The following is a 22023-nucleotide window of genomic DNA, read 5'->3' as shown; positions in this document are numbered from 1 at the left end:
AGCTCCCGTCATGCGAACCCCCCCGCACCTGCCCGCCCGCGCCAGGCGCGAGCACCGAGACACCGAGCACCGAGACGCCGGGCACGTCCGGCGTCACCCCTACGGCCTGCACGAGATCCCCGCGCAGGCCGGGCCGCGCGACACGCTCGCCCTCCCCGACACCCTCCCCTCCGACGAGCCCGACGAGTACGTCGAGCAGCGGCTGCTCGAGATCAGGGAGATGTCCAACCAGGCCATCGGCTCCATCGACGACCTGCTCCAGCACACTGCCTGAAGTGTGCCCCCATCGAGCGATATCTGATCTTTGAGGAGAGTCATGCAGGATCTGTCGCGACCGGAGCTGAGGTCGCGTGACGTCGGGGGACACCAGCCACGCTCCCTGGCGGGCATCGAGACGCCGCGCACGCTCGACGAGGTACGCGCGCTCGTCCGCCAGGCCATGACGGCCAGGCGCCGCCTCTACCCGATCAGCACCGGCAGGAACTGGGGCATGGGCTCGGCCATGCCGGTCACCGACGACAACCTGGTCGTCGACCTCGGCGGCATGAACCGCGTACGCAGCCTCGACCTCGAGGCCGGCTTCGCGGTCATCGAGCCGGGAGTGACCCAGGCACAGCTCGCCGAGGTGCTGCGCGGCACCCCCTGGATGCTGAACGTCACCGCCTCGTGCGCCGACACCTCCGTCATCGGCAACGCGCTCGACCGGGGCGACGGCTGCATCCGCTCCCGCGTCCACGACGTCGCCGGGATCGAGGCCGTGCTGGCCGACGGCAGCGTCGTCACCACGGGCGGGCTCGACCCCGCGGGGCGTTACCACGGGCGGGTCGCCGGCCCGGACCTGACGTCCTCGTTCGTCCAGCACAACCTGGGCATCGTCACCGCCATGGCCGTCTCCCTCGTGCCGCGCCCGCAGACCGTCGCCCTGGTGCACGGCCGCATCCCGCGCGACCAGGCCGGCGTCGCCGTCGGCGCGATGACCGGGTTCCTGCGCCGCGGCAACCCGGCGGAAGGGCTGATGCGGGTGCGCGAGCTGTCGCTCACGCCCGGCCACGGCGACTGGGTGCTGCCCGCCGGGGTCGACCCCTCGCTGTTCACCATCCTCGGGCCGCTCATGGGCAGCGACGCCACGGTCGAGCTGGCCGAGGAACTGCTCCGCAAGGCGCTGATCGAGGTCGAGGGCGCCGAGGCGCTGCGCGTGGTCGACGCCGCCGAGGTCGACGCCGGCGACCCGCTCTACCCCAGAGCGCTCATGTCGCAGGGCATCCCCACCTGCATGGGCGTGCACAACGCGCTCGGCGTGACCTCGTGCGACCAGATCGACGAGGGCCCGATGGGCTTCCTCGCGCTGCTGCCGCTGATGCCCATGCACGCGCGGAAGACCGAGCACGTCCTGGCCGCCCTGCAGACGGCCGTCGACGCGCACACCACCGCCCTCATGGTCGAGTGGAACCTGGTCAGCAGGCACATGGCCAACGGCGTCATGCAGATCTTCTTCGACCGCGGGGCGCCCGACGCCGCCCACCGGGCGCACCAGCTCCGCAACGACGGCAGCTGCGTCCTGCGCGCCAACGGCTGCGCCATCTACCGCTCCGACATCGACCACGCGGCCGCCGACGTCTGGTCCGAGACCAGCACCGCCAGCCTCGGCATGCTGCACCGGCTCAAGACGGCGCTCGACCCGGACGGCCTGCTCTCGCCCGGCCGGTACGGCGCCTGACCCCACCCGTCCGGCTCCGCCGTCCGCACAGCCGGAGTGTGCCAGGCGGCGGGGCGACCTGAGATCGACAGCGAAGATGGAGGGACCACGTGCGTTCGTCACCAGCGGCCGTCCGGGGAACGAGCACGGCCGGCGCAGACCGCCGACACGGCGTGATGCTGCGGCTGGTCGGTGCGGGTGTCATGTTGACGGTGATGGCCGACACCACGGCCACCACCCTGGCAGTCGGAGTGCTGCGGTACACGCCCGCCGGCGCGGGCATGCCGCTCGGTGACCTCGTCTGGCTGACCAGCGCGGCGTTCATCCCGATCGCGGCGCTGCTGGCCACCGCGGGCCGGTGGGCCGACCTGTTCGGCCGCCGGCGGGTGCTGGCCGTCGGCCTCGTGGTGTTCGTGCTCGGCGGGATCGCCGCCGTCGCCGTGGAGCCCTGGTCGTACGTGCTGGCGGCGCGGGCGGTCCAGGGCGCGGGAGCGGCCGCGATGATCCCGGCCAGCCTCGGCCTGCTGCTGGGAGAGCTGCCGGAGTCGGAACGGCGCGGCGCGATCGCCTTGTGGAGCTCCGCGTCCGGCCTCGGCTGCCTGCTCATGCAGGCGGGCGGCGGCTGGCTGGCCGCCTCCGTCGGATGGCGGGCGCTGTTCATCCCCGACGTCGTCATCGGCGTCGCGCTGCTGATCGCCTGCGCCTGGCTCCCGTCCGGCAGGCGGGGCGGCGCCAGGGGCGTCCCCGACGTGCTGGGCGCCTGGCTGCTCGCGGCCGGCATCGCCATCATCGTGCTGGCCATCTCCAAGGCGATGGCCTGGGGCACGGACGTGTTGTGGCTCGCGCTCGCCGCGCTGGCCCTGCTGGGCGGCGCGCTCGCGCAGGCCAGGCACCACCGGCTCCCCGCGATCGACCTGGCCCTGTGGCGGCGGCCCCGCTTCGTCTGGGGCTGGCTGGCGACCTGGGGCTTCGGCGCGCTGTCGTACGGGCTGCTGACCGTGCAGCCGCTCTACCTGCTGCACCTCGGCTACCCCATGCTCGAAGTGGCCATGTGGCTGACGCCCACGTCGGTGGCCGTCGTCGTGTCGAGCTTCCTGGCCGGGCGGCTCATCAAGCGCGTCGGCCCGTACGGGCTGATCTACGCGGGCTCCCTGCTCTGCGGCGGCGCCTGCGTGCTCGTACTGGTGCAGTCGGGGCCCACCGTGTGGGGCCTGATCGCCAGCGTCGTGGTCGGGGTAGGCGTCGGCGCGCTCGCGCCCGGCACCTCCGTCGCCACGACCCTCGCCGCCAGCCCTCACCAGTACGCCTCCGCCGTCGGCTCGGCGACCATGGCGCGCATGGTCGGCGGCGCCGTGGGGGTCGCCGTGGTGTCGGTCGTCATCGACCACCCGTTCATGACCGGCCCCTTCGCCGGCCTCGCGGGCGCGCTGGCGCTGTGCGTGGCCATCTCCGTGCTGATCGGCGCGCTGGCCCTTACCAAGATCACCAAGATGCGCCCCGACCCGGGCGACGTCATGGTCAAGGTGCCGCGCAAGCTCCTGCTCGAACTGCGCATGACCCTCGCCACCGTCGCGGCGGAGGCGGACGCTCTGCTGCCGGTCGAGACCCGCACACCCCCCACGACCACCCCACCGGCCCTGCGGCCGGACGCCCAGCCGGTTTCCCCCGCGGACACCCGGATGGGCCGGGTCCCGCTGCCGCGGGCGGCCGGAACAGGCCCGCTCGCCGGCACCCGCGGGCCTGCGAACTAGTTCAACCTTCAGAAGGGCTCTCGTCATGGCAACCACATCGTGCGACGTGGCCATCGTCGGCGCCGGGCTCGGCGGCTGCTTCCTGGCCCTGTTACTGGGCCGCCGCGGACAGCGCGTCGTCGTCATCGAGCAGGGACCCTCGGTCCCCAGCGCGGGCGCCGACTTCCTCAAGCCTCCGGGCCAGCGCGTGCTCGCCCGTCACGGGCTGGCGGACCTCGTCGAACGCCATGGCCTCAGGCGTGACACCATCCGCTACTACCACGACGGCGACCCGATCAGGGAATGCCGCTTCCCCGACGGCGGCTTCCTCATCCGCCCCTACCGCGAGCTGGTCGAGCTCATCTACACCTCCTGCGCCATGGAGGGCGTCGAGTTCTGGTTCGACACGGGCATCGACGACATCGCGATCGGCGACGGCCGGGTGGAGGAGCTGAGGCTCTCCGACGGCCGCACGCTCAGGGCCGGCGTCGTGATCGGCGCCGACGGCACCAGGTCCGCCGTACGCCGGGCGCTCGACATCGAGCAGCAGACGATGCCGTACGAGCGGCTGCTCATGCGGGTGGCCACCGTGCCGCTGACCGCCAGCGTCGCCCGGCTCAACCGGCTCTACTTCAGCTCCGAAGGCTGGCTCGCCTACCTCTACCCGCTCAACAGGGACCAGGCCAGGGTGTTCGTCGGCCTGCCGCCGGAGGACGACAAGGAGATCTTCCAGGACGGCATCCCCGTCCTCATCGACACGTTGAAGAAGTTCGTCACCGACAGCTCGGACGCCTTCAACGCCCTGCAGCCCGCCACCTGGCAGCGGATCAAGGTCTCGTCGCTGCGCGTGGCCGCCTACCACAAGGGCAACGCCGCGCTGCTCGGATCCGCCGCCTTCGCCTGCCACCCGATGACGGGCATGGGCATGAGCTACACCCTGCACGACGCCGAGATCCTGGCCGACGTCATCTGCACGGCCGGCGGCGACCACGACCTGCTCGACCGGCTGCTCTACGCCCGCTACGAGCCCCGCAGGCACGCGCACAGGGAGCTCATCGACTACGGAGACGCGCTGGCCGCCACCTTCCGCGACCGGGCCGCCTATCTCGGGGCCTTCCGCCCCGACCTGCACGTCCACGGCGACGCCGCCGCGCCCGAGGAGGTGCCGGCCCTGCCATCGATCTGAGCCGTCGATCCGAGCCGTCGATCCGAGCGGCCGATGCGAGCCGGGCGTCCCCGCCGCCCGCCCCACCCGGAGGGTACGGCAGCCCAGGCCCGGGCGGCGGGGGCGTCGTCCCGGCACCCGTGGTAGGGCCTGCCCCACCACGGGAACGGGTGGCAGCGGGGTCACACCAGGTCGCATCGTCAGCGATGCTGTACGTATTCCCCGTACGACGCATCAGCATCGGAGAAGACTTTGACCGTGGTGGACACGTCCCGTGCCCGGCCATCAGGAGAGAGAGGAAGCGACTTCGCCAAGCTGGCGCGCCGTATGGCGCAGGAGGGCCTGCTGGACAAGCGGCCAGGCTACTACGCCGCCAGGATCACCCTCGTCGCCGGCCTGTTCGCGGGAAGCTGGGCGCTGTTCGCCTGGGTCGGCGACTCGTGGTGGCAGCTCGCCGTCGCGGTCCTCATGGCCGTGGCGTTCGGGCAGGTCACCCTGCTGGCCCACGACCTGGCGCACGGGCAGATCTCCCGCTCGCGGCGCACCAGCAGGATCGCCGGGCTGATCACCGGAAACCTGGCCATCGGGCTCAGCTACGGCTGGTGGATGGACAAGCACACCCGCCACCACGCCAACCCCAACCACGAGGACCACGACCCCGACGTCTCGCCCGACTTCCTCCTCTGGTCGGAGAAGCAGGCCGAGGCCAGCCGGGGGCTGCCCAGGTTCGTGGGCCGCTGGCAGGCGTTCCTGTTCTTCCCGCTGCTCACCCTCGAAGGGCTGAACCTGAAGGTGTCGAGCTTCCGCGCGCTGCGCAGGAAGTCGCTGAAGAACAGGAGACTCGAAGGGCTGCTGCTGACCGGCCACGTGCTGGCCTACGCGGGCGCGCTGCTCCTGGTGCTGCCGCCCGGCCTGGCGCTGGCCTTCCTCGCCGTGCACCAGGCGTGCTACGGCGTCTACCTCGGCTGCACGTTCGCGCCCAACCACAAGGGCATGCCGGTGCTCACCGCCGAGGACGAGCTCGACTTCCTCCGGCGCCAGGTGCTGACCTCCCGAAACGTCCGCGGCGGCCGCCTGGTCAACACCGCGCTCGGCGGCCTGAACTACCAGATCGAGCACCACCTGTTCCCGAGCATGCCCACCGCGAACCTGCGCAAGGCGCAGCCCATCGTCAGGGACTACTGCGAGTCGCTCGGCATCGACTACGTCGAATGCGGCCTCTTCCGGTCCTGGGGGCAGGCACTGCGCCACCTGCACGAGGTGGGCCGGCCCCTGCGCGCGACCGCCAGGGCCTGAGGGCCGGGCCCCGCGAGGCGCCGGGTGGTGGAAGGCGGGACAGCCAGGGCCTGACGGCCCGCCCGGCGATGTGCCGCGGGTGGTGAGGACGCGGGACCGGCCGCCCCCTGTGTCAGGATGGCGCTGTGTCCCTTCCGCCATCATCCGCGCTCCCGGCGGCGTCCGGGCTGCGGCTCGCGCGGGCCGTCGTGTTCGCGGCCGCCTGCGGCGCGGTGTCGGCCGGCGGGCACGCGCTGGCGGGCGGCGGGCCGGTGCCGCTCCCGGTCTACGCCGCCGCGGTGCTGGCGGCGCTCTGCCTGGCCTACCTGATCGACGGGCGCGAGCGCGGGCCCGTGGCGGTGCTCGCCGCGACCACGGGCACTCAGACGCTGCTGCACCAGCTCTTCGAGCGGCTGGCCCCCGCCCCCGCTCCCGAGCTCGCGCACGCGCACCCGGGGCCGGGCATGGTGCTGGTCCATCTCACGGTCGCGGCGCTGACGGCGTGGTGGCTGCACCGCGGCGAGCGCGCGTTGTGGCTCATGATCCGCCTGTACGCCACGCCGCCGCCGGTCATCCGGCTGCTCGTCGCCGCCCCCGTCGAGGTCGCCCTGCCGTCATGGCGGCCCTCCACTCCCGACGTCCCCGCGTACGCGGGAGAGATCGTCTCCGGAACGGTCAGCAGGCGCGGCCCGCCAGGAAAGGTCCAGCGTTCGCGCTGAAGCTCGCCGCCCTGCCAGCATCTGGACGCCGGCGCCACGGGCGCGGTCGTCCGGGAGACCCTTCTGGAGACCTTTCATGGCATTCCTGCCATCCACCATCCGCATGATCCGCATGACACGCATCCGCACGGCGGCGCTCGCGGCGCTCGCCTGCGTGCTCACCGGCCTGCTCACTCTCGCCCTTCCCGCCGCGCCCGCCCACGCCCATGACAAGCTCAAGAGCAGCTCTCCAGCCAAGGACGCCGAGGTGTCCGCGGTCGAGGAGATCGAGCTCGAGTACACCGCGACGGTCAAGTTCCCGTTCGTCGTGCTGCGCGACGCGGCGGGCGAGCAGGTCGCGCTCGGCGAGCCCCGGCTCGACGGGCCGAAGGTGTCCGCCGCCGTGCCGCAGCCGCTCGACCCCGGCCCGTACGTGATCGCCTGGCGGGTCGTCTCCTCCGACGGCCACCCCATCGAGGGGGAGATCCCGTTCACCGTGAAGGGCACGCCCTCCTCGTCCGCACCGCCCGCTTCCGCCGAGCCGGCCCCTTCCGCGCCCGCCACCGCGAGCGGGCAGGACGCCGCCGCCTCGGCGGCCGCCTCCTCGGAGGCGGCGCCGTCCGGCGTGCCCGCGTGGATCTGGGGCGCGCTGGCCGTGCTCGTCGTGCTCGGCGCGGTCGTCGCGCTCAGGGCCGCCCGCCGCCGCCCAGGAGGAGAGGAGCCGGATGCTCAATGAACAGGCCGGACAGGCTGCTCGCCGCGCACGGCCGGCTGGACGTCCACGAGAGCCTGTCGCTGTGCTGACCGGGGGTCACCGGCCGTCGAGGCGGTCGACGGCGTCGCCGTAGACGCCGGGGCTGCGCTCCGCCTCGCCGATGAAGTCGCCGGGGAAGCCCAGCTCGAAGCCGACCGCCGACTCCAGCCGCCGCACCGCCTCGCCGGGCAGCTCCACCTCGGTCGCCCCCAGGTTGTCCTTGAGCTGCTCGGCGCTGCTCGCGCCGAGGATCGGGTGCACCCCGCGCCGCAGCACCCACGCGATGGCCACCTGCGAGGCGGTGACGCCCAGCTCGGCGGCCACCTCCGTCACGGCTCGCGCCGCCGTACGGTCCCGCTCGGTGAGGGAGCCGGGCGACAGCCGCGACGCCGCCGCGTCCGGCGCGTTGTAGCGGCCCGACAGCACGCCGTGCGCGAGCACCCCCCACGCCGCCACGCTCATCCCGTACGCCTGCGCCATCGGCAGCAGCTCCCGCTCCACGTCCCGCGACAGCAGGCTGTACGGCACCTGCAACCCGGCGAACGGCGTCCACCCGCGCCACTCGGCCAGCGTGTTGGCCCGGCTCGCCACCCAGGCGGGGGCGTCGGAGATGCCGGCGTAGAGCACCTTGCCCGCGCTGACCGCGTCGTCCAGCGCCCGCATCGTCTCCTCGACCGGGGTGTGCCGGTCCCAGACGTGCACCCAGTAGAGGTCGATGTAGTCGGTGCGCAGCCGCCGCAGGCTCTGCTCCAGCGACCGGACGAGGCTCTTGCGGTGGTTGCCCGCGGCGTTCGGGTCGGTGCCGTCGATGGTGCCGGTGTACTTCGTGGCCAGGACGTAACGGTCGCGGCGGCCCTGGAGCACCTGGCCGACGACGTTCTCGCTCTCGCCGTACATGGAGGCCGTGTCCACGACGTTGCCGCCGGCGTCGGAGTACAGGTCGAAGGTGCGCCGCACCTCCGGGGACGCCTCGCGGTAGGTCATCGCGCCGAGGAAGAGCTGGGAGACCCTGAGCCCGGTACGGCCCAGCAGACGGTAACGCATCATGGGAGCACCCTCCTGGCACGGACGGCCGGTGCTCCGGCCTGCGATCGAGTCGTGGACGTCATGCGCACCACCCTCCCGGGAACCGCGCGGTCGAGGGAGACCGCGCCGGGACTGGCCCTGCCGGGGCCACGATAGGGCGAGGCGGATGTTCCGTACACTCGGGCACGTGAGCGACAACGAGCTGGGCGCCTTCCTGCGCTCCCGCCGCGAGGCCGTCAAGCCCGCCGACGTGGGGCTTCCCGGCGGCACGCGGCGGCGCACGCCGGGGCTGCGCAGGTCCGAGCTGGCCACGGTGGCCGGCATCAGCGTCGAATATCTGACCAGGCTGGAGCAGGGGCGCGACCGCAACCCGTCCACGCAGGTGCTCGTCACGCTCGCCGACGCCCTGCGCATGACACAGGAGGAGCGCCTGCACCTGCGCAACCTGGCCAAGATGGCCGGCGGCGGCGTCGCGCTGTGCATGTCGGCAGGGCAGGAGCCCTCCCGCGACGTGCGTCCCACCGTGCGCGCCCTGCTCGACCGCCTGGAGCCCGCCCCCGCCGCGGTGCTCAACAGGCTGGGCGACGTGATCGCCCACACCGAGGGGTACGCGCGGCTCTTCGAGCCCCTCGGCCTCCTGGACGGAGACCCGCCCAACGTGCACAGATTCGTGTTCGGGGACGAGCGGGCCAGGGACGCCTACCCGGAGTGGGAGCGCGTCGCGGCCGAGCACGCCGCCCGGCTGAAGCTGGTCAGCGGCTACGACGACCTCTACGTCGACGACCTGGTCTCCGAGCTGTCGTTCGCGGCGGGGGAGGCGTTCACGTCGTGGTTCGCCGCCGCGCCGCTGACGCCGCCGACGGTGCCGGTGGAGCGGGTGGCCCATCCCGGCGTCGGCGAGCTGCGGCTGTCGCGCGAGACGCTCGACCTGCCGGACGGCGAGCAGAGCATCGTCGTCCACCTGCCGGCCGGCGCCGACGCCGCGGGCGCGCTCGACCGCCTCACGGGCCGCGTCCCGGGGGCCCTGCACGCGGTGAGCGGCTGACCTCGCGGCCGCTCACTCGCGGACGTCGAAGCCCAGCGCGGCGGCCACGACCGTGGCCTGGAACGGGTCGATGACCGCGCCGGTCATCGTGACCGCGCGCGGGTCGAGCGTACTGAGGTCGCTGCCGCGAAGGTCGCACCCGGTCAGGTCGGCGCCGCGCAGCGACGCCCCCGTCAGGTCGGCCCGCCGCAGCTCGGCCCGCTCCAGCCGGGCGCCCGCCAGGTCGGCCTCGCGCAGCCGGGTGCCGTGGAAGGTGCTGCCCCGCAGATCGGCCCCGGCCAGGCCGGTGTAGGACCAGTCGCCGCCCTCGACCTTCAGCAGGCCGTACGTGCAGCCGTCGAACACGCTCCCGGTGAGCTTGCACCCGGTGAACGTGGCGTCGAACAGCGAGCACCGCGTGAACGTGCAGTTGAGGAACTTCGCGTCGGTGTGCTCCGACACGTTGAACCGCACGTTGCTGAAGTGGCACTCCTCGAACGAGGATCCATGGTCGACCAGCTCGGTCATGTCCACGTCCTGGAAGAGAACCCGGCGATGGCTCTCGCCGGAGATCTCGAGCGTGTCCCAGTCCGTGGACCAGACCGTCTTCTCTGTGGGGTGTGCCATGCGAACAAGCTAGCGGATCAGGCCCGCTTCGCGATGGCGGTGATGAGCGGCTGCACGGCCTTGGCCGCCAGGGGCCCGAACGCGGCCAGGATCAGCACGTACGCCGCCGCCAGCGCTCCCAGGTCGGGATGCGCGCCCGCGCCGACCGCCAGACCGGCGATGACGATGTTGAACTCACCGCGGGGGACGAGCGCGATGCCCGCTCGTGCCTGACCGGCCCTGGCGATGCCCGCCCGTTTCGCCGCGTACATACCGGTGACCACTTTTGTGATCATGCTGACCAGGGCCAGCAGCGCGGCCAGCCCGGCCACCGGCAGGATCTTCGCCGGGTCGGTCTGGAAGCCGAAGAACACGAAGAACACCGCGGCGAACAGGTCGCGCAGCGGCGCCAGCAGCGCCTGCGCGTCCTCGGCCAGCTCGCCGGAGAGCGCGATGCCCACCAGGAACGCGCCGACCGCCGCCGACACCTGCAGCTGCTGGGCGAGGCCGGCGACCAGCAGGGCCAGGCCGACGACCTTGAGCAATAACACCTCGGAGTTGGGGCTGGACACGAACGCCTCGATGAAGCGCCCGAACCGCAGCGCCACGACCAGGACGATGCTGACCGTGAGCAGCGCGATGCCCACCGAGATCGCCCCGCTCACCAGGCTCAGCCCGGCCAGCATGGTCGTCAGGATCGGCAGGTAGACCGCCATCGTGAGGTCTTCGAACACCAGCAGCGACAGGACCGTCGGCGTCTCCCGGTTACCGATCCACCCGAGGTCCGACAGCACCTTGGCGGTGATGCCGGACGAGGTGGCGTAGGTGACGCCGGCCATGGCCACCGCCGCGACCGGGCCCCAGCCCAGCAGCAGCGCGATGATCGCGCCGGGCGCCGCGTTGAGCACCAGGTCGACGATGCCCGCGCGGGCGTTGCTCGTGAGGCTGGTGACGAGCTCGTCGGCGTTGTACTCCAGGCCCAGCGTCAGCAGCAGCAGGACCACGCCCAGCTCCGCTCCGACGGAGATGAACTCCTCGCTGGTGGCCAGCGGCAGCACGCCGCCGGTACCGAACGCCAGCCCGGCTATCAGGTAGAGGGGGATGGGGGAGATGCCGCCGCGCAACGCCAGCGCGCCCAGCACTCCGAGACCCAGCAGTACTGCACCGAATTCGAGGAAAAGGATCGCGGTATGGTGCACCCGCGGCCCTACCCTTCTGCCAAAATGCCGGCGACCTCGGCGGTGGTGTCCTCGCTGCCGACGACGACCACGACGTCGCCACCGGTGAAGACGAAGTCGGGTCCCGGGCTGGCGACGACCTTGCCGCTGCGCACGACGGCCACGATGGAGGCGCTCGTACGCGTGCGCACACGCGCGTCCCCCATGGGGCGTCCCACGTACGGGGAGTCCGCCGGAATCGGCAGTTGCACGCTGACCAGGCCCTCGACCTGCTCGTGCAGCTGGTTGAGCCGCTGCACGATGCGGGGCGCCCCCAGGAGCTCGGCGAGGGTGTCCGCCTCCTCGTCATTGAGCTTGACCGTATGGCAGACGGCGTCGGGGTCCTCTTTGTCGTAGATCACGAGGTCCCGGCGCCCGGTGCGGTGGGACACGATGCCGACCCGCTGTCCTTTGCGCGTCGTGAAATCGTGCCGCAGACCGATGCCGGGCAGTGCTGTTTGTTCGACCTCCACCTGTCCCACCTGTTCAAATCCGTATTTTTCCGGACAACCCTACCAATGCATTACCCGCGCTATACACACGCTTACCGAACCCGCCGGCCACACCTGCGCGGGCCGGTTCGCGGCCGGTCGCGCCCCCAGCCGCGCGCTGGATGGTGACTCGTGGGAGACTGCTCAACGGCGCAACGTGACGAACCCGTTCGACGGACGGCCGACCGGCCGCACGAGACCCCCCCGAGAGCAGAGGAATGGGCAGCAAGGAGGCGCAGCCGTACACCGTGGACACCCGGTTGCCGGAGGAGATGGGCAGCATCACGGCGTCGCGGCAGATCATCGGTGAGGCCCTGGCCGCCCGTGGCTACCAGGGGCGGCACGAGGACGTCCTCCTGGTGGTGTCCGAGCTGGTCACCAACGCGCTCGTGCACGGCGACGGCCCGCCCTCGCTGCGCATGCGGGCCGACGCGTCTGACGTGCGGATCGAGGTGGGCGACGCCGGCGCCGAGCTGCCCCGGCCCCGCGAGCCCGGCCCCGGCGACGGCTGGGGGCTGCACGTCGTCAGGCTGCTGTCCACCGGGTGGGGCATCGCGCCGGCCGAGGACGGCAAGACGGTGTGGTGCGAGCTCACCGCCGACCTCACCCGGAGCCCGGCGGAGCTCTGATCCGCCCGCCGGTGACGTGACCCGTCCGTACGTGCGGCCGGTCAACGATCCGTGCCGGAGGATGCGGCCCGGACGATGCAGGCCCGGACGATCCGGGCCGGTCGTCAGGGGCCGGTCGTCAGGGGCCGGTCGTCAGGGATCCGGCGCGGTGTCCTGCTCGGGTCCCGTGCCGATCAGGGCGAGGGCCTCCCGGGCGATCTCCCACTCCTCGTCGGTGGGGACGACGAGCACGGCCACCTCGGCCCCGGGCGGGGACACCGCGCGCTCCCCGGCCGACGCGGCCCGGTTGAGCGCCGGGTCGACCGCGATGCCGAGCCGGCCGAGCCCGGCCAGCGACTCGGCGCGGGTGGCGGCGTCGTGCTCGCCGACCCCGCCGGTGAACACGATCGCGTCCACCCGGCCCAGCAGCGCGTAGTAGGCGCCGACGTACTTGCGGATGCGCCGGGTGTAGATCTCCAGGGCCAGCCGCGCCTCGTCGTCGTCGCGGGCCCGCACCTCGCGCATGTCGCCGCTGCCGGTGAGGCCGAGCAGGCCGCCCTGGCGCCCGAGCGCCTCCTCCACCTGCTCGGCGTCCATCCCGTTCACCCGGGCGAGATAGCCGCTGACCGCCGGGTCGACGTCGCCCGAGCGCGTTCCCATGACCAGGCCCTCCAGCGGGGTCAGGCCCATGGAGGTGTCGACGCTGCGGCCGCCGGAGACGGCGGTGGCGCTGGCGCCGTTGCCCAGGTGCAGCACGATGAGGTCGAGCCCGGCCAGGTCGCGGCCGAGCAGGGCGGCGGCGCGGCGGGAGACGTAGGCGCAGGAGGTGCCGTGGAAGCCGAAGCGCCGCACGCCCAGCCGCTCGCGCCAGTCGCGCGGCACCGCGTACGTGTGCGCCGCCGGCGGCAGCGTCAGCTGGAAGGCGGTGTCGAACACGGCCACCTGGGGCACCCCGGGGAAGGCCGCGCGCGCGACCCGGACGCCGGTCAGGTTGACCGGGTTGTGCAGGGGCGCGAGCGGCGCCAGGCGTTCGATGGCGGCGATCACGGCGTCGTCGATGAGCACGGCCCGGGTGAACGTGGTGCCGCCGTGCACGACCCGGTGCCCGACCGCGACCGGGCTCAGCTCGGGCCCGGCCGTCTCGAACGCCTTCATGACCGCGTCCAGGCCCTCGGCGTGCCCGGGGAAGCGGGCCCGCCTCTCGTGGGCGGGCCCGTCACCGCAATGGTGCGTCAGGCGCCCCTCGTCCTCGCCGATGCGCTCGACCAGGCCCCTGGCGGGGCGCTCGCGGGTGCGGACGTCGATGAGCTCGTACTTGATGGACGAGGAGCCGGTGTTCAGGACGAGGATGCGGCCGGCCACGTCCACGACCTTATGTCGGCGGGGTCCTCGCCGTGCTCGCGCGTGTGGGCGCGGGCGCGCAGCCGTTCGTCGCTCATGTGCTGGCGCAGGTGCGCCTGGGTGGAGCCGAGCCCGGGGACACGGTCGATGACGTCCATGACCAGGTGGTAGCGGTCGATGTCGTTGAGCATGCACATGTCGAAGGGCGTGGTCGTGGTGCCCTCCTCCTTGTACCCCCTCACGTGGATGTTGTCGTGGCCGGTGCGCCGGTAGGTGAGCTGGTGGATGAGCGAGGGGTAGCCGTGGAAGTTGAAGATGACCGGCCTGTCCGTCGTGAAGAGCGTGTCGAACTCGGCGTCGGACAGGCCGTGCGGGTGCTCCGACCGGGGCTGGAGGCGCATGAGGTCGACGACGTTGACCACGCGCACCTTCAGCTCGGGCAGGTGCTCGCGCAGCAGCGCGGCGGCGGCGAGCGTCTCCAGGGTGGGGACGTCGCCGGCGCAGGCGAGCACCACGTCGGGCTCGCCCCCCTGGTCGGTGGAGGCCCAGGGCAGGATGCCGAGGCCGCGCGTGCAGTGGGCGACGGCCTCGTCCATGGTGAACAGGTCGAGCACGGGTTGCTTGCCGGCGACCACGACGTTGACGTAGTCGCGGGAGCGCAGGCAGTGGTCGCCGACCGAGAGCAGCGTGTTGGCGTCCGGCGGCAGGTAGACCCGCACCACGGAGGCCTTCTTGTTGACCACGACGTCGAGGAAGCCGGGGTCCTGGTGGCTGAAGCCGTTGTGGTCCTGGCGCCACACGTGCGACGACAGCAGGTACGTCAGCGACGCGACCGGCCGCCGCCACGGGATCTTCCGCGACGACTCCAGCCACTTGGCGTGCTGGTTGAACATGGAGTCCACGATGTGGATGAAGGCCTCGTAGCAGTTGAACAGCCCGTGGCGGCCGGTCAGCAGATAGCCCTCCAGCCAGCCCTGGCACTGATGCTCGCTGAGCACCTCCATGACGCGCCCGCCGGCGCCGAGGTTCTCGTCGGTGGGCAGCAGCTCGGCGTTCCAGGCCCGGTCGGTGACCTCGAACACCTCCTGCAGCCGGTTGGAGGCGGTCTCGTCCGGCCCCATCAGCCGGAACGTGTGCGGATTCGCGGCGATCACGTCGCGCAGCAGCCCGCCGAACACCCGCGTCGGCTCGGTCTCCTGCACGGCGGGCGACTTGACCTCGACCGCGTGGGTGCGGAAGTCCGGCAGCCGCAGCGGCTCCAGCAGCTCGCCGCCGTTGGCGTGCGGGTTGGCGCTCATCCTGCGCGGCCCGGCCGGCACGGTGCCCGCGATCGCCGGGACCGGGCGCCCGCCGGCGTCGAACAACTCCTCGGGGCGGTAGGAGCGCATCCACTCCTCCAGCATGGCCAGGTGGGCGGAGTTCTCGCGCACCTTCGCCAGCGGCACCTGGTGGGCCCGCCAGGTGCCCTCGACGGGCTTGCCGTCCACCTCGCGCGGCCCGGTCCACCCCTTCGGCGTGCGCAGGATGATCATGGGCAGGCGGTCGGCGTCGCCGGCCTTGTACGCGGCCATCTCGTCCCAGACGGTGTCGAGCGTGCCGGCCATCTCGGCGTGGTCGGGGCCGACCAGATGGGGGCGGTGGCCGTACCCCTCCATGAGTTTGATCAGCTCGTGCTCGGGGATGCGGGCGAGCACGGTCGGGTTGGCGATCTTGTATCCGTTGAGATGCAGGATGGGCAGCACCACGCCGTCGCGGCGGCGGTCGGCGAACTTGTTGGCGTGCCAGCCGGCGGCCAGGGGGCCGGTCTCGGCCTCGCCGTCGCCGATGACGCAGGCCACGACCAGGTCGGGGTTGTCGAAGGCGGCGCCGTAGGCGTGCGCGAGCGAGTAGCCCAGCTCGCCGCCCTCGTGGATGGAGCCGGGCGTCTCGGGCGCGACGTGACTGGGCACGCCACCCGGGAAGGAGAACTGGCGGAACAACCGCCGCATGCCCGCGACGTCCTGCGAGACGTCGGGGTAGCGCTCGGTGTAGGTGCCCTCCAGCCAGGCGTGCGCGACCGCCGCCGGGCCGCCGTGCCCGGGACCGGCGATGTAGATCATGTCCTGGTCGCGCTCGTTGATCACCCGGTTGAGGTGGGCGAAGCAGAAGTTCAGGCCCGGCGTGGTGCCCCAGTGGCCGAGCAGGCGCGGCTTGATGTGCTCCGGCCGCAGCGGCTCGCTCAGCAGCGGGTTGTCCAGCAGGTAGATCTGTCCGACGGACAGGTAGTTGGCCGCCCGCCAGTATGCGTCTATATGCTCCATGCTCTGCTGCTTCCTCTGGAGAGCGAGCTGAATCCACTTTCGCCGGGCAAGGTGCGGGAGTCCCGCGTACGCAAAAGGTCTCCTCCGCCACGCGCGGAATCAATCCCGGAGGGTACGTGGTTACGGGACGATGGTGATCGGTTTGGCGACGCGAGGAGGAAGAGCGTGAACGGCGACATCACCCGGAGCCAGGAGTGGGCGGCCCTCGACAAGCACCACGGCGAGCTGGCCGGCAAGCAGTTGCGCGAGCTGTTCGCGGACGACCCGGGCCGCGCCGAGCGCATGACGGCGGCCGCCGGCGACCTCTACCTCGACTACTCCAAGCACCGCGCCACGCGCGAGACGATCGACCTGCTGCTGGCCCTGGCCGAGCGGGCCGGGCTGCGCGAGCGGATCGCGGCCATGTTCGGCGGCGAGCACATCAACGTCAGCGAGGACCGCGCCGTGCTGCACGTCGCGCTGCGCATGCCCCGCGAGCGGCGGCTGGTGGTCGACGGTCAGGACGTCGTGGCCGACGTGCACGCCGTGCTCGACAAGATGAGCGCCTTCTCCGGCCGGATCCGCTCGCGGGAGTGGAAGGGCGCCACGGGCAGGCCCATCGAGACCGTCGTCAACATCGGCATCGGCGGCTCCGACCTGGGCCCCGCCATGGCCTACGAAGCGCTGCGCGACTACGCGGACGCGGGCATCGCCGCCAGGTTCGTCTCCAACATCGACCCGGCCGACATCACCGGCGCCCTCGCCGGGCTCGACCCCGCGACCACGCTCTTCGTGATCAGCTCCAAGACGTTCACCACGCTGGAGACGCTGACGAACGCCAGGGTCGCGCGCCGCTGGCTGGTCGACGCGCTGGGCGAGGACGCGGTGTCCCGGCACTTCGTGGCCGTCTCCACCAACGCCGCGAAGGTCGCCGAGTTCGGCATCGACACCGACAACATGTTCGGCTTCTGGGACTGGGTCGGCGGCCGCTACTCCTTCGACGGCGCCATCGGCCTCTCGCTGATGATCGCGATCGGGCCCGAGCGGTTCCGCGAGATGCTGGCCGGTTTCCACGCCGTCGACGAGCACTTCCGCACGGCGCCGTTCGAGGCCAACCTGCCGGTGCTGATGGCCCTGCTCGGCATCTGGTACAACGACTTCTTCGGCGCGGAGACCCGCGCCGTGCTGCCCTACAGCCAGCGGCTGCACCGCTTCCCGGCCTACCTGCAGCAGCTCACGATGGAGTCCAACGGCAAGTCCGTGCGCGCCGACGGCGCTCCCGTGACCGCCGCCACCGGCGAGATCTTCTGGGGCGAGCCGGGCACCAACGGCCAGCACGCCTTCTACCAGCTGCTCCACCAGGGCACCCGGCTGGTGCCCGCCGACTTCATCGGATTCGCCGAGCCCTTCGAGGACCGTGAGGGCATGCACGACCAGCTCGTCGCCAACCTGCTCGCGCAGACCTCGGCGCTGGCGTTCGGCAAGACGGCCGAGGAGATCGCGGGTGAGGGCACCGCGGCCGGGATCGTCCCCCACAAGGTCATGCCGGGCAACCGCCCCTCCTCGACCATCCTCGTGCCCAAGCTGACCCCGTCCACGCTGGGCCAGCTCGTCGCCCTGTACGAGCACATCGTCTTCGTCGAGGGCGCCGTCTGGGGCGTCGACTCCTTCGACCAGTGGGGCGTGGAGCTGGGCAAGAAGATGGCGCTCGACCTGGCGCCCGCGCTCACCTCCGGCGAGCCGCCGCAGGTGAGCGGCGCCGCGCTGCCCGACCCCTCCACCGAGCGGCTCGTACGCCGATACCGCGAGCTGCGCGGCCGCCGCGTCTGAGGCTCCGCCCCGCGTCGCTGGCCAGGCCGGCGGCGCGGGGCCACGATGGGGGCATGGACATCATGCAGCTGGTGGAGCAGTCCAAGGACGCGGCGACCGTCAACCGCGTGTTCGGCGAGCCCATTCACCACGGTGACATCGTCGTCATCCCCGTCGCCAGGGTCGCCCAGGGAGGCGGCGGCGGCCAGGGGCGGGGCACGAAGGAGAAGGACGAGAAGGGGGAGGGCAGCGGCGGCGGCTTCGGGTTCAGCGCCACTCCCGCGGGCGTGTTCGTGCTCAAGAACGGCGAGGCCCAGTGGCGGCCCGCCGTCGACGTCAACCGCATCGTCATCGGCGGCCAGTTCGTGGCCGTCGCGCTCCTGCTGACCGTGCGCTCCATCCTCAGGCGGCGCCGGCGGCGCAGGCACTGACCGCCGTCCCGCCGCCGGGACGGACGGGTGACCCCGGCGATCGCGGGCCCCTAGAGTTGACGCCATGACCTCTGTGACGCAGCTTGTCGCTTTCGGTGGGGTGGTGCTGCTCGGCGCGATGTCGCCCGGCCCCGACTTCGCGGTCGTCGTACGCCGCTCGGCCGTCTCCGGGCGCGGGCACGGCATGGCGGCGGCGACGGGGATCTCCGTGGGCGTCTTCGCCTGGGTGGTGGCCGCGGCCACCGGCGTCGCGGCCCTGCTGGCCGCCTCGGCCATGGCGTTCACCGTGGTGAAGGTGGCCGGCGCGGCCTACCTGCTCTACCTCGGGGTCAGGGCGCTGCGCGCCGCCCTGCGCCGGGGCGGCGACCTGACGTTCGACGCGCCGGACCCGGGAGGGCGGGGCGCGTGGGCGGCGTTCGCGGAAGGGCTGTTCACCAACGTGCTCAACCCCAAGGCCGCCCTGTTCTTCGTGGCCCTCATGCCCCAGTTCCTCAGCTCCGGCGCCTCGCTGCCGGACACCCTGGTGCTGTCGGTGATCGCGCTGGCGGGCACGGTCGCGTGGTTCCTGGTGGTGGCCACCATCGTGGGGACCCTGCGCAAGGTCTTCGCCAGGCCCGCCGTACGCAGGACCGTGGACGGCCTGACGGGCGCCGCCCTGATCGCCCTCGGCGTCAAGCTGGCCGGCTCCGGCAACCCCTAGCTACACCGATGACGCCGAGCGGCGGGAGACGACGGCGTACGCCAGGCTGACGATCACGAAGAACGGCACGCCCGCCCACCACGCCGGCCGCAGCGACTCGATGAACAACGTCGAGACGAGCACCGCGGCGAGGAAGAGCATCACGACGCCCGACGTGACGGGCGCGCCCCAGAGCCGGACCGGTGAGGGCGGCAGCCCCTGCGCGGCGCGGGTGCGCCGGAAGGCGTGGTGCGTGAGGAGGATCAGCAGCCACACGACCAGCGCGCCGAACACCGACACGCCGAACAGCGCCAGGTAGGCGTCGCTCTCGCTGGCCGCCGACACGACCGCGGCGAGCGCGAGGCCGAGCGCCGACAGGGCGAGCGCGTTGCGCGGCACGCCGGCGGCGCTGAGCCGCCCGGTCCAGGCGGGGGCGTACCTGTTGGCGGCCAGCGAGTGCATCATCCTGGTGGTCAGGTAGAGGTTCGTGTTGGCGCTGGACAGCGCGGCGGTGAGCACGACGAAGTTCATGACGGTCGCCGCGGCCGGGATGCCCGCGGCGGAGAACACGCTGACGAACGGGCTCTCGGTCACGGAGCCGCCCTGCGCGGTGGTGGTCCACGGCACCACCGTGAGCACGACCGCGATGGCCAGCACGTAGAACAGGGCCAGCCGGGTGACCATGCGGCGGGCGGCGCGCGGGATGTCGCGCACCGGGTTCTCCGACTCGGCGGCGGTGACCGAGACGACCTCGGTGCCGATGTAGCTGAACAGCACGAACACCATGGCGAGGAACAGGCCGCTCATCCCGTTGGGCAGGAATCCGTCGTGCGCGGTGAGGTTCGAGACCCCGGTGGCCTCCGCGCCGGGCAGGCCGACGGTGACGAGCAGCACGCCGAGCAGGATGAACACGATGATCGCCACGACCTTGATCATGGCGAACCAGTACTCGACCTCGCCGAACAGCTTGACCGCGGCGGTGTTCACGACGAGCACCACGGCCGAGAAGACGGTGACGGGCAACCACAGCGGCAGCGACGGCCACCAGAACTGCACGTAGATCCCGGCCGCGATGACCTCGCCGCCGATGGCGATGACCTGGATCGTCCAGTACGTCCAGCGGACCACGAATCCGGCCCACGGGCCGAGGTACCGGTGCGCGATGACGCCGAAGGCGCCGGCCTCGGGGTGGACGACGACCATCTCCGCCAGCGACCAGCCGATCACCAGGGCGACGCCCGCGCAGATGATGTAGGCGACGATGGTCGCCGGGCCGGCCTGGGAGATCGCCAGGCTGGAGCCGAGGAAGAGCCCGGTGCCGATCGCGCCGCCCAGCCCGATCATGGTGAGCTGGCGCCCGGTCAGCCTGCGTCGCAGTCCGGATGCGTTGTCCACGAGAGACCTTTCGGGGGTGATCAGGCCCGGCTGCAGGCCCGGCGGGAGGTGCTGATGGCTTCGACGGCCGCGTCCACGTCGGACCGGTCGTTGTAGTAGTGGAAGGACAGCCGCAGCAGGTCGCCCCGCGGCGCGGTCCAGATGCGCTGTTCGGCCAGCCGGGCCGCCAGCCGGGCCGGGTCGTCGTCGGCGATGGCCACCTGCGGGCCGCGGGCGCCCGCCGGGCTCGCCACGCGCTCGCCGGCCGCTGCCAGCCGCTCCGCAGCCTCCTCGACCAGGGCGGAGACGTGCTCGTGCACGGCGTCCATGCCGACCCGTTCGATGAGGTCGAACCCGGCGTTGGCCGCGTAGGCGGACGGGACGGGCGGCGTGCCGGTCTCGAAGCGCCGGGCGCCGGCGGGGAAGTCGAGCAGCCGGGGATCGAAGGCGAAGGGGTCGGTGCGGCCGAACCAGCCGGTGAGCTCGGGTTCGCGCTGCTGCTCCATGCCGCCGCGTACGTAGAGGAACGCGATGCCGGGCAGGCCGAGCAGGTATTTGAGCGACCCGGCCGCCAGGTAGTCGCAGCCGAGCCGTTTCACGTCGATCGGGGTGACGCCGGCGCCCTGGTAGGCGTCCACGAACACGCGCGCGCCCTTCTCGTGCGCCAGGCGGACGACGTTCTCGACCGGGAGGCGGGCGCCGTTGCGGTAGGTGTGCAGCGGCACCGACACCAGGTTGACACTCTCGTCGACGACCTGCTCGTACGCCTCGGCCGTGACGTTCTCGCCGGTGTCCGCGGCCATCCTGACCGTGGCGCCGCGCCCGCGCTGGGCCAGCCACACGTGGGCGATGGACGGGAACTCCAGGTCGGTGGTGACGATGCGGGGGCGGCGCGACCAGTCGAGTGACGAGGCGGCCTGGAAGGCCGCCTCGGAGGCGCACGACAGCACGGCCACCTCGCCGGGCTCGGCGCCGATGAGCCGGGCGAACCGCTCCCTGGCACGGTCGACCTCGCCCATCCACACCTCCCAGGGAGCACCCGCGTCGCGCAGCGTGTGGCCGATCTCCTGGAGCGCGTACGCCAGCCGCGACGACAGGGCGCCCTGGCTGCAGCTCGCCAGGTGCACGGAGTCGGTCAGGGAGGGGAACTCGGCCCGGAACTGAGTGGCGTTCAGCAGATGCGACATTTCGGGCACCTTATCCGGACTGTTTTAACCAGGTCAATACACCTTCAACGGTATTAATGCCCGATAGGATCTGCGCGTGATTGGCGCCAGGATCCGTGAGCTCCGCACCGTACGCGGGCTGACCCTCGCCCAGCTGGCCGCGGAGGCGGGCGTGTCGAGCGGGCTGATCAGCCAGGTCGAGCGCGATCTGGCCGACCCCAGCCTGGAAACGCTCAGGAAGATCGCGAAGGTGCTCGACCTGCCGCTGTTCAGCCTGTTCCAGGAGCCCGACGCGGCCACCGTGGCCGTGGTCAGGCGCGAGGGGCGGATGCTCGTCAGGTCCCCCGCGGGCGGGATCGCCTACACCCGCGTGTCGCCCGGGCGCGGGCGGCTGGAGGTGCTGGAAGGGCACCTGCTGCCCGGCGGATCGTCGGCCGCCGAGCCGTGGTCGCACCCGTCCGAGGAGTGCGTGCTCGTGCTGCGGGGCCGGCTCGTCGTCGAGGTGTCCGGGGCCGAGCACGTGCTGGAGGCGGGGGACAGCTGCTCCTTCGACTCGTCGCTGCCGCACCGGTATCTCAACCCCGGGGAAGAGCCGGTCGACTTCCTGATCGTCGCCACTCCGCCCAGCTACTGAGCCGGTGCGCCGGCAGATGA

At 72.3% G+C, this 22023-nt stretch carries 21 protein-coding genes; 13 read left to right on the top strand and 8 right to left on the bottom strand.

The window, feature by feature from the left end:
- The first annotated feature begins 10 nt into the window (after positions 1-10).
- From ACZ6SA_RS42930 to ACZ6SA_RS42900, 7 genes are all read left to right on the top strand, one after another.
- Positions 11-274, top strand: a complete 264-nt coding sequence (locus ACZ6SA_RS42930) for a hypothetical protein (protein ID WP_347644848.1) — start codon at positions 11-13, stop codon at positions 272-274.
- 42 nt (positions 275-316) lie between these two features.
- Positions 317-1717 (top strand): FAD-binding oxidoreductase, encoded by a 1401-nt coding sequence (locus ACZ6SA_RS42925; RefSeq protein WP_347644849.1) that lies wholly within the window; start codon positions 317-319, stop codon positions 1715-1717.
- A 194-nt stretch (positions 1718-1911) separates the two neighbouring features.
- A complete protein-coding gene (locus ACZ6SA_RS42920) occupies positions 1912-3447 on the top strand; it encodes an MFS transporter (protein ID WP_465834835.1) in 1536 nt (511 codons plus the stop codon).
- A 25-nt stretch (positions 3448-3472) separates the two neighbouring features.
- Positions 3473-4612: an FAD-dependent monooxygenase gene (locus ACZ6SA_RS42915; RefSeq protein ID WP_465834833.1), complete on the top strand. Its 1140-nt coding sequence runs from the start codon at positions 3473-3475 to the stop codon at positions 4610-4612.
- A gap of 306 nt (positions 4613-4918) precedes the next feature.
- Positions 4919-5887, top strand: a complete 969-nt coding sequence (locus ACZ6SA_RS42910; protein WP_347645169.1) for a fatty acid desaturase family protein — start codon at positions 4919-4921, stop codon at positions 5885-5887.
- A gap of 125 nt (positions 5888-6012) precedes the next feature.
- Positions 6013-6585, top strand: a complete 573-nt coding sequence (locus ACZ6SA_RS42905; protein ID WP_465834831.1) for a hypothetical protein — start codon at positions 6013-6015, stop codon at positions 6583-6585.
- Between the two features lie 76 nt (positions 6586-6661).
- Complete coding sequence (locus ACZ6SA_RS42900; protein ID WP_465834829.1) at positions 6662-7300, top strand: copper resistance CopC family protein; 639 nt, start codon at positions 6662-6664, stop codon at positions 7298-7300.
- A gap of 75 nt (positions 7301-7375) precedes the next feature.
- Here ACZ6SA_RS42900 and ACZ6SA_RS42895 read toward each other — a convergent pair whose 3' ends face one another.
- Positions 7376-8362 (bottom strand): aldo/keto reductase, encoded by a 987-nt coding sequence (locus ACZ6SA_RS42895; protein WP_347645170.1) that lies wholly within the window; start codon positions 8360-8362, stop codon positions 7376-7378.
- 169 nt (positions 8363-8531) lie between these two features.
- Between ACZ6SA_RS42895 and ACZ6SA_RS42890 the strand changes: the two genes are divergently transcribed.
- Positions 8532-9389, top strand: a complete 858-nt coding sequence (locus tag ACZ6SA_RS42890; RefSeq protein WP_465834827.1) for a helix-turn-helix domain-containing protein — start codon at positions 8532-8534, stop codon at positions 9387-9389.
- A 12-nt stretch (positions 9390-9401) separates the two neighbouring features.
- On the opposite strand, the gene ACZ6SA_RS42885 is transcribed toward ACZ6SA_RS42890, so the two are convergent.
- From ACZ6SA_RS42885 to ACZ6SA_RS42875, 3 genes are read right to left on the bottom strand one after another with little or no spacing between them, the layout of a single operon-like run.
- Positions 9402-9995, bottom strand: a complete 594-nt coding sequence (locus ACZ6SA_RS42885; protein WP_347644855.1) for a pentapeptide repeat-containing protein — start codon at positions 9993-9995, stop codon at positions 9402-9404.
- Between the two features lie 17 nt (positions 9996-10012).
- Positions 10013-11173: a cation:proton antiporter gene (locus tag ACZ6SA_RS42880; RefSeq protein ID WP_347644856.1), complete on the bottom strand. Its 1161-nt coding sequence runs from the start codon at positions 11171-11173 to the stop codon at positions 10013-10015.
- An 8-nt stretch (positions 11174-11181) separates the two neighbouring features.
- A complete protein-coding gene (locus ACZ6SA_RS42875) occupies positions 11182-11664 on the bottom strand; it encodes a cation:proton antiporter regulatory subunit (RefSeq protein WP_347644857.1) in 483 nt (160 codons plus the stop codon).
- Between the two features lie 236 nt (positions 11665-11900).
- On the opposite strand from ACZ6SA_RS42875, the gene ACZ6SA_RS42870 reads away from it, so the two are divergent.
- Positions 11901-12311: an ATP-binding protein gene (locus ACZ6SA_RS42870; RefSeq protein ID WP_465834824.1), complete on the top strand. Its 411-nt coding sequence runs from the start codon at positions 11901-11903 to the stop codon at positions 12309-12311.
- 132 nt (positions 12312-12443) lie between these two features.
- Here ACZ6SA_RS42870 and ACZ6SA_RS42865 read toward each other — a convergent pair whose 3' ends face one another.
- Both ACZ6SA_RS42865 and ACZ6SA_RS42860 read right to left on the bottom strand, forming a co-directional pair.
- Positions 12444-13652: an acetate/propionate family kinase gene (locus tag ACZ6SA_RS42865; RefSeq protein WP_347644859.1), complete on the bottom strand. Its 1209-nt coding sequence runs from the start codon at positions 13650-13652 to the stop codon at positions 12444-12446.
- The gene (locus ACZ6SA_RS42860) at positions 13628-15931 is read right to left on the bottom strand and encodes a phosphoketolase family protein (RefSeq protein WP_347644860.1); all 2304 of its coding nucleotides are present in this window, start codon (positions 15929-15931) and stop codon (positions 13628-13630) included. The genes ACZ6SA_RS42865 and ACZ6SA_RS42860 overlap by 25 nt, the downstream gene beginning before the upstream one ends.
- 165 nt (positions 15932-16096) lie before the next feature.
- Between ACZ6SA_RS42860 and pgi the strand changes: the two genes are divergently transcribed.
- The 3 genes from pgi (at position 16097) to ACZ6SA_RS42845 (ending at position 18850) form a co-directional block, all read left to right on the top strand.
- On the top strand, positions 16097-17740 hold the full coding sequence (gene pgi, locus ACZ6SA_RS42855) for a glucose-6-phosphate isomerase (protein ID WP_465834821.1): 1644 nt from the start codon (positions 16097-16099) through the stop codon (positions 17738-17740).
- Between the two features lie 53 nt (positions 17741-17793).
- Complete coding sequence (locus tag ACZ6SA_RS42850; RefSeq protein WP_465834819.1) at positions 17794-18150, top strand: spore germination protein GerW family protein; 357 nt, start codon at positions 17794-17796, stop codon at positions 18148-18150.
- A 64-nt stretch (positions 18151-18214) separates the two neighbouring features.
- Complete coding sequence (locus ACZ6SA_RS42845) at positions 18215-18850, top strand: LysE family translocator (protein WP_347644864.1); 636 nt, start codon at positions 18215-18217, stop codon at positions 18848-18850.
- Here ACZ6SA_RS42845 and ACZ6SA_RS42840 read toward each other — a convergent pair whose 3' ends face one another.
- Positions 18851-20224, bottom strand: coding sequence for an amino acid permease (locus tag ACZ6SA_RS42840; protein WP_347644865.1), 1374 nt, complete (start codon positions 20222-20224; stop codon positions 18851-18853). It abuts the gene before it with no gap.
- Between the two features lie 20 nt (positions 20225-20244).
- Positions 20245-21390, bottom strand: coding sequence for an aminotransferase class V-fold PLP-dependent enzyme (locus ACZ6SA_RS42835; RefSeq protein WP_465834816.1), 1146 nt, complete (start codon positions 21388-21390; stop codon positions 20245-20247).
- A gap of 76 nt (positions 21391-21466) precedes the next feature.
- Here ACZ6SA_RS42835 and ACZ6SA_RS42830 point away from each other — a divergent pair, with 76 nt between their 5' ends.
- On the top strand, positions 21467-22003 hold the full coding sequence (locus tag ACZ6SA_RS42830; RefSeq protein ID WP_347644867.1) for a helix-turn-helix domain-containing protein: 537 nt from the start codon (positions 21467-21469) through the stop codon (positions 22001-22003).
- The last annotated feature ends 20 nt before the right edge of the window (positions 22004-22023 follow it).

The sequence above is a fragment of the Nonomuraea sp. NPDC049378 genome (assembly GCF_055586745.1).
This window is presented reverse-complemented; position numbering and strand designations above follow the sequence as displayed.

Excerpts from the sequence above, each read along its gene's own strand:
- ACZ6SA_RS42900 (WP_465834829.1), top strand. The coding sequence starts at position 6,662 with ATGGCATTCCTGCCATCCACCATCCGCATGATCCGCATGACACGCATC.
- ACZ6SA_RS42930 (WP_347644848.1), top strand. The coding sequence starts at position 11 with ATGCGAACCCCCCCGCACCTGCCCGCCCGCGCCAGGCGCGAGCACCGA.
- ACZ6SA_RS42835 (WP_465834816.1), bottom strand. The coding sequence starts at position 21,390 with ATGTCGCATCTGCTGAACGCCACTCAGTTCCGGGCCGAGTTCCCCTCC.
- ACZ6SA_RS42895 (WP_347645170.1), bottom strand. The coding sequence starts at position 8,362 with ATGCGTTACCGTCTGCTGGGCCGTACCGGGCTCAGGGTCTCCCAGCTC.
- ACZ6SA_RS42915 (WP_465834833.1), top strand. The coding sequence starts at position 3,473 with ATGGCAACCACATCGTGCGACGTGGCCATCGTCGGCGCCGGGCTCGGC.
- ACZ6SA_RS42925 (WP_347644849.1), top strand. The coding sequence starts at position 317 with ATGCAGGATCTGTCGCGACCGGAGCTGAGGTCGCGTGACGTCGGGGGA.
- ACZ6SA_RS42920 (WP_465834835.1), top strand. The coding sequence starts at position 1,912 with ATGGCCGACACCACGGCCACCACCCTGGCAGTCGGAGTGCTGCGGTAC.
- ACZ6SA_RS42850 (WP_465834819.1), top strand. The coding sequence starts at position 17,794 with ATGGACATCATGCAGCTGGTGGAGCAGTCCAAGGACGCGGCGACCGTC.
- ACZ6SA_RS42885 (WP_347644855.1), bottom strand. The coding sequence starts at position 9,995 with ATGGCACACCCCACAGAGAAGACGGTCTGGTCCACGGACTGGGACACG.
- ACZ6SA_RS42845 (WP_347644864.1), top strand. The coding sequence starts at position 18,215 with ATGACCTCTGTGACGCAGCTTGTCGCTTTCGGTGGGGTGGTGCTGCTC.
- ACZ6SA_RS42870 (WP_465834824.1), top strand. The coding sequence starts at position 11,901 with ATGGGCAGCAAGGAGGCGCAGCCGTACACCGTGGACACCCGGTTGCCG.
- ACZ6SA_RS42910 (WP_347645169.1), top strand. The coding sequence starts at position 4,919 with ATGGCGCAGGAGGGCCTGCTGGACAAGCGGCCAGGCTACTACGCCGCC.
- ACZ6SA_RS42860 (WP_347644860.1), bottom strand. The coding sequence starts at position 15,931 with ATGGAGCATATAGACGCATACTGGCGGGCGGCCAACTACCTGTCCGTC.